This is a genomic window from Arthrobacter sp. FW306-1B-G06A, from assembly GCF_058781765.1.
This window is the reverse complement of the sequence record NZ_JBYSXB010000001.1, coordinates 1-11,487: the sequence shown is the minus strand read 5'-3', so window position 1 is coordinate 11,487 and position 11,487 is coordinate 1. Positions and strand designations below refer to the sequence as shown.

Sequence of the window (11,487 nt, the reverse complement as noted above, 5' to 3'; positions counted from 1 at the left end):
GGGGGGCCCCCCCGGGCCCCCACCTCCCGGAGCTCGGCACCATCCGCTCGAACATCGGCGGTTGGGCCCAGTTGAGCGTGGTGCAGTATTTCGTGGCCGAATCGGCGGTGATCGAAGCCTGGCGGGGCCCCGGACCCTACGACCGCCGGACCGGGTTCATCAGTGATCTTGGCGCGCTCAAGTGCGGGGTCTACGAGCACCGCGACATCTGTTCGCCCCTGCATCTGCTCATGAATGCCTCCTTCGTAGTGCAGGGCCTGGGCATGCTTTTCGGGGCGATCCTGCTGAGTTCGGCGCTCCTGTGCATTGCGGCCCGTCCCGGCGTGCGGATCCTGCAGGGTGCCGCCTACCGCAAAGCGCGGCCCACCGCCGTCGCGGTCCGGTTCCTGGCGGGTGTCTCCGGGCTGGGAACTGTGGTTGTTGGGTTTGTGCCGGAAGACCTGGGTTCACCCTTCCATCTTGCGGGCGCCCTGATGTTCTTTATCGGTGGAGCATTCGCACTGTTGCTCCTCGGGCTGCTCTGGCTGCCGCATACAGCGATGAGCTGGTTCATCCTGGCGTGCGGGACGTTGACGCTGGGCGCCTTGGTGGTCGGCGGCCTGACACGGATGGATGTCCCCGAACCGGGAACCCTGGAACGACTGATGGCCTATCCGGTCACGATCGGATTTTCCGCCGCGGGACTTGTGGTGGCGCAACGGGTCCGGGAAGTACGGCGAACGGCGGCGCGGCTTGCGAAACGATGAGTTTTCGCGGGTAGCCTCATGTCAGCGGGTGGGCAATCTTTGCATTATCATGAGTGCACTCACCGGAATGGCGCCGGGCTGAGGGTTCCATGCAGTCTTGGCGCAGATTAGATTGACCGACACGGCAGAACATAGGACCCATGACTCATCAGCTTGTTCTGCGTCGTCCGGGACACGCAGGCGATACATCCCCCATAAAGGCAGCATCCCACCCCTCGGGTAATGGCCTTCGGGACCTTCGCGGGCCGATCGCCCGACGGCGGCAGGTGGCGCGGCGATGAGCTCCCAGACACTCCCCGCCCGGGATTCGCGGATTCCCGATGATGCCCTGGATGCTTCGCCTGAAGACGTGATGGTCCCTGCCGATCAGATCACCGTTGACTTGGCGGAGGACGGCATTATCGAGGTCACCCTGCCACCGAACAGCGTAGTCCGCTCACCCGAAGCCCAGGCGGCCGCGGCGGCTGTTCGTATGTTTGCGGACGGACGGCGGCTCCCGCTTCTGCTCAGGGTGACCGGAGTACTGTCCGTCACCGACGACGCGCGCCTGACCTACACGAATTCCGTGGCTATTTCGGCCTGCGCCCTCTTGGGGGAGAGCCCGGTGGACCGGGTGATTGCACACTTTCTCCTTCGCGCGAAGCCAGGCTCCCTTCCGGGACGGTTCTTCACGTCCGAGGCGGAAGCCCGTGACTGGTTGAGAGAGCACCACCGTGAATCATGAGCCCCAGGACCCGCGGCTGCTTGCCCTCGTTGAAGGGGTGGTCCGGATCGCGGACGGAGACCTCAGCACGAGGATCCCGGTCTCCGGCCCGCGGGACGAAGTGGCTGCAGTCATCACTGGGATCAACCTCATGGCCGACGATCTTCAAGCCATTTACCAGGAGCTCGAGGAGCGGGTCGAAAGCCGGACTGCCATGCTGCGCGAGGCCCAGATCGAACTCGAAAGGATGGCGCTCACTGATCCGCTGACCCAGTTGGCGAATCGCACGGCACTCGAAAGGGCGCTGAACCATGAACTCGTCGAATCCGAGCGGGGTGAGCTCCCGCCCGCGTTGCTCGTTTTGGACTTGAACTCATTCAAGGGGATCAACGACACTCTGGGGCACGGCGCCGGGGATACCGTCTTGAAGGTTACCGCCAGGCGCTTGCTCGCAGCGGTCCGCGACACTGACATGGTGGCGAGGCTCGGCGGGGACGAATTTGCCGTGATGCTGCCCAAATCCAATGCGGCGCATGCGCGTGGCGTTGCCAAGCGGATCCTTCGGGCCGTCGGTGAGAGCATCGACATCGGCGAAGTCCGGATCATCTGTGGAACCAGCATCGGGCTCCGGGTCGCCGAACCAGGGCAGTCCGTGGACGACCTCGTCATGGAAGCCGACACGGCCATGTATGCAGCAAAGGCCGAGCAGGGGAGCAGCGTCAGGGTTTTCGAACCGGCTTTGTTGTACGCGCGCCGGCTCCAAGGACTCATGATCTCGGAACTGCGTGAAGCCATCCGGACAGATCAGCTGGTCCTCCATTTCCAGCCTGTTGTCGAGTTGGCCTCGGGGCGGATTGAAGGCGCTGAAGCGCTGGTGCGGTGGAACCACCCCGATAGGGGATTGTTGATGCCGGATGCATTCATCCCGTTGGCCGAGGAAACCGGCATCATCATCGATCTTGGCTATTGGGTTCTCCGGCGGGCGATGCAGCAATTGCGCGAGTGGCAGGACGGTCCGGGCATGGACGAAGACTTCAGCATGCGGGTCAATATTTCCACCACCGAATTGCAAAGCCTGGAATTGATCGAGCATGTGCGGGAAGTGCTCGCCGAAACCGGAGTGGAGGCATCCAAGCTGGTCATCGAGCTCACGGAGTCAATGGCCGTGAACGGAAGCGACATCGACAAATACTCTCTGACCGGCCTCCGGCGACTCGGTATCCGGCTGGAAATCGACGACTTCGGGACTGGCTATTCGTCCATCAGCTACCTGCGCAGCCTTCCCGTCAACGTGGTCAAGATTGACCGCTCCCTCATCCAAGGGCTGGGCACGGACGACAAGGAGCGGGCCTTTGTGGCGGCTGTTCTCCAGCTGATTCACGCCTGCGGGATGCAGGCTGTTGCCGAGGGTATCGAAACGGCGGAGCAGGCGGCTGAGCTTGCCCGCCTGGGCTGCGCCAGTGGCCAAGGGTATTACTTTGGCCGGCCCATGGCGGCGGATAAATTCGCGGAACTGTTGCGAGGCACCTGAGCATGCCTCCTCCCGGCAACGGAAGACGGGCAGCGGAAAGGCACCGGACCTTAGGTCCGGTGCCTTTCAGGTATTGCTAGTTGGAGGGAGTGGAGTTGGTGGCGGAGTTCGGCCACCAGCCAGTCGCCTGAGGCGAACCCTGAGTGGTGGAGTTCGGCCACCAGCCAGTGGCCTCTGCCGAGTTCTGGGTGGTGGCGTTGGGCCACCAGCCGGTGGCCTGGGCCGAATCCTGTGCGAAGTTGGGCCACCAGCCGGTAGCCTCCGCCGAGTTCTGTGCGAAGTTCGGCCACCAGCCCGTGGCTATGGACGAATCCTGTGAGGGGCTCTGGCTGCTGGCGGACACAGCTGCCGAGCCGGTAATTCCTGCGAGCAAGATTGCTGCTGCCGCGAGGAGCGCGGCGAGAGTTCTTTTCATGCGAAAGCTCCTGATGATATGTGACTGATGCGACTGGAGTGAACGAAGTGAAGCACGCTCATTATAAGAGTAACGACACGCCGTGTCATCAGTGTCCGTCCGGACGGTGGAGAAACATGCTAAAAGCTCGCCCGAATCATGGGCGGAGTGTCTCAGGGACATAATGGAGCCATGGGAGAAAAGAAGGTTGCGCCGTCGTACGCCGCTGCGGAACTGCAAGCGAGGGGTCACCGGGCCAGCCATGACTTCGCCAAGGCTGCCGATGGTGCGCGCTCGGCCGCCGATATTGCCCTCGATGAGGGCGATTCCGCCGGATGGTGGAACATGACTTTCCTTCAAGCAGAGAATCTTCTCGACGCAGGTGATTTCGCTGTCAGCACTGCGCTGGCGAGATCCCTTTCCGAGGCATCGTTGGCTGAGGCCTCACCCCAGCACCGGGCCCGGGCACTCATCTTGATGGCGAACTCCCTTCGGGGCGAAGGGCTGTTGGAGATGGCCACCTCGGCTGCGGCGTCGGCAGTTGGACTGGTCGATGATGACGCAGACATGGAAATCGACGTCCATGCGCGGCAGGCACTGATCGCCGCGTTTGGCGAGTCCGGCAAACTGGAGGAGGCGTGGGAGGAGTGCCTGTCCCTCTCGGCGAGAATTTCTGATGAAATGGATGACCAGTTGGCCGGCAAGGCGTACTGGGTCATCGGGAATGTGGCGTTCCTCTGCGACAAGGTAGCTGAAGGCCTCCACTACCATGAGCTTGCCGCGGAAACCTTTTCCCCTTCGCGGAACCTTGATGTCTGGGCCAAGTTCAACAAAGCCTCGGCCGCGATGAGGCTGGCCGCTGAAGTGGCCGATGCGGCCACCCTTCGGTGCATTGAACGGGCGGAGCTTGCCACGGATGTCGTCGGCGGCAGCGAAGAGGAAATTCTCCTGCTTCGCCTCAACCGCGCGCATTGGAACTACCTGGCAGGAGACGCCGGGGCGGCGCTTGAGCTGCTGAACGAAATCAGTCGCAGCGCTGACCAACTGCCCGCGCAGATGGCAGGCGAGGTATTCCTCTTGATGGCGCGGGCCCAAGCCGGTACCGGGAACAAGCAGGCGGCGAAAGAAAGCCTGGTCGAAGCGGCCGATCGCTTCGAGAAAGCCGGCGCCCACCAGCGTGCCCTCCAAGCCCGGGAGATGCTTGAGCCGGGGGCCTGATTCGGAGGCCCGATTCTGGGCCGGGTTAGCGCGTGCGGGCGTTGGCTGCGTTCGGCGCTTCTGCTAGGCGCTCTTCGAACGCCGCCGCCCCACAAACACAGCCGCGCCGCCGGCCGCAAGGCTCAGCAGGAACAGTACCCAGCCCACAACGGTGAGCGTGGAAGCCAAAGCCACCTGGCCGGCGTCGGGCGTTGCCGATCCCAGCGCGGCGTCGACCGCCACGTTGCTCCACAAACGGACCACGGCGAACAGCAGGGGAGCAGCCCACAGCGTCCAGCGCAGTGCCTTTCCGGCCACATTGGTGCCGATGAGCAGAAGCCACGTGAAACCGAAGATCAGCGGAAACAGGGTTCCGGCGGTCTTGTGGATGTAGCTGAGCTGTCCGCGGGCGTCGTCCGTCATGGCGCCATGCAATTGGTGGACGTAATCGGTGGAGAACCCGCCGATGAGGGAATCGGGCATGGCCATGCCGCCGGACAACTGGGTCATCTGGTTCAGGGTCAGCAGGTGCACATACCAAAACAGGAAAAGGCTGGCCACGACCCCGGCAATCACTATGAGGCGGCCGTTGTTCTGGGCCTTCTCGGGCGACCGCTGGGTGGTGGGATTGATCACCGACGGCAAGTGGTGCTGGGGGAGAGCGGCATTGGCGCCGTGCTTCTTGATGCGTTGGGCTGGGGTCTTGGCCATGTCATTCATTATCCCGCCACATAAGCTGGACCCATGACCACTGGCAGGCACTCCGCCACAGAACTTGATCCATCGCTCGACGACTACGAACTCGCTGCCGCCCTGGTCCGGGAAGCCGGGCAGCTTGCCCTGCTGATGCGGATGGGCGGCCTGCAAGGCGAACGGAAGACCTCGGTTTCGGACGTGGTGACCGCCGCGGACCATGCGGCCGAGGCCTACGTCCTTGAGCAACTGCGCCGTTGCCGCCCCGACGACGGCATCCTGGGTGAAGAAGGAAGCTCGGTGGCTGGAAGAAGCGGCCGCACCTGGGTGATCGATCCCGTGGACGGTACCTACAATTTCCTGCACGGCTCCACCTATTGGTGCTCCGCGATCGCCTTGAAACGCGAGGGCACGGCATCACCCGGGACCGCCTCGGATGCCGACGTCATTCTCGGGGCCATCTATCAACCGGAGCTCGACAAGCTTTGGACCGGCGGCGAAGGGCATCCCGCGACCCTCAACGACGAACGGATTCCGGGACCGTCGGGTGCTGCCCTAAGTGAACTCGGTGCCGCCACCTACATCCACCCCACGTGGCTCGCCGATCCCCGAGCCGCCACGCCCTGGCATGCTGCGGCGGTGTCGGCAGCTTCATTGCGCATGTTCGGTTCCGGCTCTTGCGATCTCGGCCGGGTGGCCGACGGCGAACTGGGCTGCTGGTTCCAACACAGCTGCCCCGAGTGGGACTGGCTCCCCGGCAAGGCGATCGTCCGCGCGGCCGGCGGGGACACCGACGTCGTGCGCGTCAACGGCCTGGACTGGTTCCTCGCGGGGGGCCCGACGGCGGTCCGGGAGTTGCGTGCGGCGCTCACCTCGGTGCCGCAATTCGCTTGAGGATGCGCCTCCCTTGGCAACCGCACTGTCCTGCTCGTTTACGGGACCCGTCCGGAGGCCATCAAGATGGCGCCGCTGGTCCAGGCCTTGCGTGCAACCGGCCGTTACAAGGCGCCAGTAGCAGTGACCGGGCAGCATGCCGCGGGGCTGGCGGCGTTCTACCAGGGAATTCCGGTGGTCCACCTCAAGGCCGGACTGCGTAGCGGCAACCTGAATTCACCCTTTCCAGAGGAAACCGGCGAGCCAGCGAACTTGTAGCTCCTAAGAAGCATCATTGGGAGGGCACTTCGGAGCCGCGGTATTTTCCGACCGAACACTTTTTTGACGCAGCCCGGGGAAGGGCATGCGGGTCCATCAGTGTCAGGGCCACCGCCTAGACTGGTAAACACCATGGATATGTTGTTTGACCCGTACGCTGATGGCCCCTTCAAAGCGGCAAGCCGAGCTGCCACCAAGGCCGCTCCGGCCATGCTTTCACGCGCCGGAAGCGGCGCTGCGCCCGGTGGTAGTGCGCCCGGTGGGGGTGCGTCCTGGGCCGGCAAGCCCGGCGGTGGGCAAGACGGCGGCCACTCGGGCCTGCCGTCTGCGGAGGCGTTGCTCGAAGGGTTGAACCCCCAGCAGGAGGAAGCCGTCAAACATGCCGGCAGCCCTTTGCTGATCGTGGCCGGGGCCGGTTCGGGCAAAACCCGCGTGCTGTCGAACCGCATTGCGTACCTGATCGCCACCAGGCGGGCCCATCACGGCGAGATCCTGGCTATCACCTTCACCAACAAGGCGGCCGCGGAAATGCGGGAACGCATCGAAGCCCTGGTGGGTGCCCGTGCCAAGTCCATGTGGATCTCGACGTTCCACTCCTCCTGCGTGCGTATCCTGCGCCGTGAAGCTACCAACGTGGGGCTGAACTCCAACTTCTCCATCTACGATTCCGCAGACTCCCTGCGGCTCATCACGCTCGTAGCGAAGAACCTGGACCTCGATCCCAAAAAGTTCGCGCCCAAAGCGATCCAGCACAAGATCTCGGCCCTCAAGAACGAGCTCATCGATGACGACGCGTTCGCCTCAAGCGCCAACTACAACGAACCCTTCGAACAAGCCGTTGCCGAGGTCTTCAAGGGCTACACCCAGCGCTTGCGCCAGGCCAACGCCATGGACTTCGACGACCTCATTGCGCAGACCGTCTACATGTTCCGGGCCTTCCCCGCGCTCGCGGAGTCCTACCGCCGTCGATTCCGCCACGTCCTCGTGGACGAATACCAGGACACCAACCACGCACAGTACGCATTGGTCCGCGAAATCGTCGGCGAGGGTCCCCAGGCGAGCGAGCTGACCGTCGTCGGCGACTCCGACCAATCCATCTACGCGTTCCGCGGTGCGGACATCCGCAACATCGTCGAATTCGAGAAGGACTACCCGGAAGCCCGCACCATCAAGTTGGAGCAGAACTACCGCTCCACCCAGAACATCCTGAGCGCGGCGAACTCCGTTATTTCGCGCAACCCCAACCGCCCAGACAAGAAACTCTGGACGGCCGAGGGCGACGGCGAGAAGATCATCGGCTACGTAGGCGAGAACGAGCACGACGAAGCCCAGTTCATCGCCAAGGAGATTGACCGGCTCCAGGACGAGGAAGGCCTGCGTCCCGGCGACGTCGCCATTTTCTACCGCACCAACGCCCAGTCCCGCTCCATTGAAGACGTCCTGGTCCGCGTCGGACTGCCGTACAAGGTGGTGGGCGGCACCCGCTTCTACGAGCGCAAGGAAATCAAGGACGCCCTCGCGTACCTTCGCGTCCTGGTGAACCCGGACGACGACGTCAATTTGCGTCGCGTCCTCAACGAACCCAAGCGGGGAATCGGTGATCGTGCCGAAGGCGCCGTCGCGGCGCTCGCCGAGCGCGAACGCACGTCGTTCATGACTGCGGCGCGCAAGGCGGACCAGGCTCCCGGCATGGCCACCCGCTCCGTGAACGCGGTCCTAGGCTTTGTGAAACTCCTGGATGACCTGGCCGAAGTGGCTTCGGGTTCCGGGGCTGCGGCAGCTTTGGAAGCAGTACTGGAACAGACCGGGTACCTTGCCGGGCTCCGCGCCAGCACCGATCCGCAGGACGAATCCCGCGTGGAAAACCTCGCCGAACTCGTGGCGGTGGTGCGGGAATACGAGCGCGACAACCCCGAAGGCTCACTGGGTGAATTCCTGGAGCAAGTCTCCCTCGTAGCCGACGCCGACCAGATCCCGGACGCTCCCGAAGGATCCTCCGAGGACGCAGCCGCCGCCGTCGCAGAGGCCAAGCGGATGGGCGTCGTCACGCTCATGACGCTTCACACGGCTAAGGGCTTGGAATTCCCCGTTGTCTTCCTGACCGGTATGGAACACGGACTTTTCCCGCATCAGCGGTCCGCAACCGATCCCAAGGAACTGGCGGAAGAGCGTCGCCTGGCCTATGTGGGCCTCACCCGTGCACGGAAGCGCCTTTACGTGACCCGCTCGGAAGTTCGCAGCATGTGGGGCCAGAGCCAATACAACCCTGCCAGCCAGTTCCTCGAGGAGATCCCTACCGGTCTCGTGGAGTGGAAGCGCGAGGGCACCTCCCGCCAAGTGAGCGGCTGGGGGAACGCCCCCATCGGTTCCGGGCGTTACGGGGGCTCCTTCTGGGGTGCTGGAACCTCGCGCGGGGCCGCAGCCAGCGATACGGCGGGCTTCAACGCGGACGTGCCGGCCGCCGTCGTACGCAATCGTGTCCAGCCGCAAAAGGAAGTGGTCGCCGTCGTCGTGGGGGACAAAGTGAACCACACGAGCTTCGGCAACGGCACCGTGATCGGCGTCGAAGGCGCCGGGGACAAGACCGTGGCGAAGGTGAAGTTCGACGTCGGCGAGAAACGGCTGCTCTTGCGTTACGCGCCGCTGACCAAACTGGATTCGTAGCGGCTCTTGAAGCCGGAAAACCGCGTCATATAGCGGTTTTTCTACGGTCGATAGAAGTGTGTGCTTACTCACTTAACAGGTACTGTAGAACCGGCTGGCCTCCCCGGGGGGCTAAAGTTCGAGAGGAACTTGCGCAATGTGACCGGCCGCTTGGCGGCCGTTCGATGCGCACCTATCCGCAGCCGGTTTTCGCGGTCACCGTGGTTTCCGGCTGTACAGAAACTACTTCGACGTAGAAGGACACTAAACCGTGGACCTGTTTGAATATCAGGCGCGCGATATGTTCGAAGCGCACGGTGTACCCGTGCTCGCCGGCATCGTGGCGCACACTCCTGAAGAAGCAAAGGCTGCTGCCGAGAGCATCGGCGGCGTAACCGTCGTCAAGGCGCAGGTAAAGGTCGGTGGCCGTGGCAAGGCCGGCGGTGTCAAGGTCGCAAAGTCCGCTGACGAAGCGCTTGAACACGCCACCAACATCCTTGGCATGGACATCAAGGGCCACACCGTCAACAAGGTCATGATCGCCCAGGGCGCCGACATTGCTGAGGAATACTACTTCTCCGTCCTGCTGGACCGGGCCAACCGCAACTACCTGGCCATGTGCTCGGTTGAAGGCGGCATGGAAATCGAGCAGCTTGCTGTTGAGCGCCCCGAGGCTCTCGCCAAGGTCGCCATCGATCCCGCTGTCGGTATCGACCAAGCCAAGGCCGACGAAATCGTCGCCGCTGCCGGTTTCTCCGAAGAACTGCGTGGCAAGGTTGCTTCCGTCATCCTGAAGCTCTGGGACGTCTTCAAGAAGGAAGATGCAACCCTTGTTGAGGTGAACCCCTTGGTCAAGACCGGCGCTGGCGACATCGTTGCCCTTGACGGCAAGGTCTCGCTCGACGAGAACGCCGGCTTCCGCCACGTTCACCACGGTGAACTTGAGGACAAGGACGCAGCCGACCCGCTCGAGGCCAAGGCCAAGGCTCAGGACCTCAACTACGTGAAGCTTGACGGCTCGGTCGGCATCATCGGCAACGGCGCCGGTCTTGTGATGTCCACCCTCGACGTCGTCGCTTACGCAGGCGAGAACCACGGCAACGTCAAGCCGGCCAACTTCCTGGACATCGGCGGTGGAGCTTCCGCTGAGGTCATGGCCGCTGGCCTGGACGTCATCCTTGGTGACGAGCAGGTCAAGAGCGTATTCGTGAACGTCTTCGGTGGCATCACCGCGTGCGACGCTGTGGCAAAGGGCATCGTCGGTGCACTGGCCGAGCTCGGCTCCAATGCCAACAAGCCGCTGGTTGTCCGCCTCGATGGCAACAACGTCGAAGAAGGCCGCCGCATCCTGGCCGAGGCCAACCACCCGCTGGTTACCCTGGCAGCCACCATGGACGAGGGCGCCGACAAGGCCGCCGAGCTCGCCAACGCAGCGAAGTAAGGGACGCAAGACTATGTCTATCTACCTCAACAAGGACTCCAAGGTCATCGTCCAGGGCATCACCGGCGGCGAAGGCACCAAACACACCGCCCTGATGCTCAAGGCCGGCACCAACATCGTCGGCGGCGTCAACGCCCGCAAGGCCGGCACCACGGTGCTGCACGGCAACAAGGAAATCACCGTCTTCGGCACCGTCAAGGAAGCCATCGCGGAGACCGGCGCCGACGTCTCGATCGTCTTCGTTCCGCCGGCATTCACCAAGGCCGCCGTAGTTGAAGCCATCGAAGCAGGAATCGGCCTGGTTGTTGTCATCACCGAAGGCGTGCCGGTTCAGGACTCCGCCGAGTTCTGGGCACTCGCCCAGGCCACGGTGGACGCTGACGGCAAGCAGATCACCCGCATCATCGGCCCGAACTGCCCCGGCATCATCACCCCGGGCGAAGCCCTGGTTGGCATCACCCCGGCAAACATCACGGGCAAGGGCCCCATCGGCTTGGTCTCCAAGTCCGGTACCTTGACCTACCAGATGATGTACGAACTGCGCGACCTCGGTTTCTCCACCGCGATCGGCATCGGTGGCGACCCCGTCATCGGCACCACGCACATCGACGCCCTGGCCGCGTTCGAGGCTGACCCGGAGACCAAGGCAATCGTCATGATCGGCGAAATCGGTGGCGACGCCGAAGAGCGCGCAGCCGACTTCATCAAGGCAAACGTCACCAAGCCGGTTGTCGGCTACGTTGCAGGCTTCACCGCCCCCGAGGGCAAGACCATGGGCCACGCAGGCGCCATCGTCTCCGGTTCCGCGGGTACGGCACAGGCCAAGAAGGAAGCTCTCGAAGCTGCAGGCGTGAAGGTCGGCAAGACGCCGTCCGAGACCGCCAAGCTCCTCCGCGAGGTCTTCGCAGCCCTCTAGCAATGCCCCGCGCAGGGTTTCCGCGCGATTGAAGTACGGCGGCGCCCGTCACCTTCCACGTGAAGGTGACG

General features: G+C 63.5%; 10 protein-coding genes and 1 pseudogene. 9 read left to right on the top strand and 2 right to left on the bottom strand.

Annotated features, from left to right (window positions below; translation table 11 throughout):
* The 3 genes from AC3WJM_RS00055 to AC3WJM_RS00045 all read left to right on the top strand — a co-directional run.
* A partial coding sequence (locus tag AC3WJM_RS00055) for a DUF998 domain-containing protein (protein WP_492270942.1) occupies nt 1-746 on the top strand: 746 nt, incomplete at its 5' end.
* Nucleotides 747-1,023: 277 nt separating this feature from the next.
* Nucleotides 1,024-1,470, top strand: a complete 447-nt coding sequence (locus AC3WJM_RS00050) for a DUF7793 family protein (protein WP_059388180.1) — start codon at nt 1,024-1,026, stop codon at nt 1,468-1,470.
* Complete coding sequence (locus tag AC3WJM_RS00045; RefSeq protein ID WP_284989638.1) at nt 1,460-2,980, top strand: putative bifunctional diguanylate cyclase/phosphodiesterase; 1,521 nt, start codon at nt 1,460-1,462, stop codon at nt 2,978-2,980. Before AC3WJM_RS00050 ends, AC3WJM_RS00045 begins: the two co-directional genes overlap by 11 nt.
* Before the next feature lie 76 nt (nt 2,981-3,056).
* On the opposite strand, the gene AC3WJM_RS00040 is transcribed toward AC3WJM_RS00045, so the two are convergent.
* Entirely contained in the window at nt 3,057-3,395 is a 339-nt protein-coding gene (locus AC3WJM_RS00040; RefSeq protein WP_306962957.1) for a hypothetical protein, read from the bottom strand.
* A gap of 171 nt (nt 3,396-3,566) precedes the next feature.
* On the opposite strand from AC3WJM_RS00040, the gene AC3WJM_RS00035 reads away from it, so the two are divergent.
* Entirely contained in the window at nt 3,567-4,592 is a 1,026-nt protein-coding gene (locus AC3WJM_RS00035; protein WP_492270941.1) for a hypothetical protein, read from the top strand.
* Nucleotides 4,593-4,655: 63 nt separating this feature from the next.
* Here AC3WJM_RS00035 and AC3WJM_RS00030 read toward each other — a convergent pair whose 3' ends face one another.
* Nucleotides 4,656-5,282 (bottom strand): hypothetical protein, encoded by a 627-nt coding sequence (locus tag AC3WJM_RS00030; RefSeq protein WP_284989641.1) that lies wholly within the window; start codon nt 5,280-5,282, stop codon nt 4,656-4,658.
* A 33-nt stretch (nt 5,283-5,315) separates the two neighbouring features.
* Here AC3WJM_RS00030 and AC3WJM_RS00025 point away from each other — a divergent pair, with 33 nt between their 5' ends.
* The 5 genes and pseudogenes from AC3WJM_RS00025 to sucD all read left to right on the top strand — a co-directional run bounded on the left by AC3WJM_RS00025 (nt 5,316) and on the right by sucD (nt 11,416).
* Nucleotides 5,316-6,158, top strand: a complete 843-nt coding sequence (locus AC3WJM_RS00025) for an inositol monophosphatase family protein (RefSeq protein ID WP_492270940.1) — start codon at nt 5,316-5,318, stop codon at nt 6,156-6,158.
* A gap of 66 nt (nt 6,159-6,224) precedes the next feature.
* Nucleotides 6,225-6,392, top strand: a pseudogene (locus tag AC3WJM_RS00020) (UDP-N-acetylglucosamine 2-epimerase); the annotation flags it as partial.
* A gap of 156 nt (nt 6,393-6,548) precedes the next feature.
* A complete protein-coding gene (gene pcrA / locus AC3WJM_RS00015; protein WP_284989643.1) occupies nt 6,549-9,080 on the top strand; it encodes a DNA helicase PcrA in 2,532 nt (843 codons plus the stop codon).
* Nucleotides 9,081-9,330: 250 nt separating this feature from the next.
* Nucleotides 9,331-10,500, top strand: coding sequence for an ADP-forming succinate--CoA ligase subunit beta (sucC, locus tag AC3WJM_RS00010; RefSeq protein WP_284989644.1), 1,170 nt, complete (start codon nt 9,331-9,333; stop codon nt 10,498-10,500).
* 13 nt (nt 10,501-10,513) lie between these two features.
* Entirely contained in the window at nt 10,514-11,416 is a 903-nt protein-coding gene (gene sucD / locus AC3WJM_RS00005; RefSeq protein WP_284989645.1) for a succinate--CoA ligase subunit alpha, read from the top strand.
* Nucleotides 11,417-11,487 lie beyond the last annotated feature (71 nt).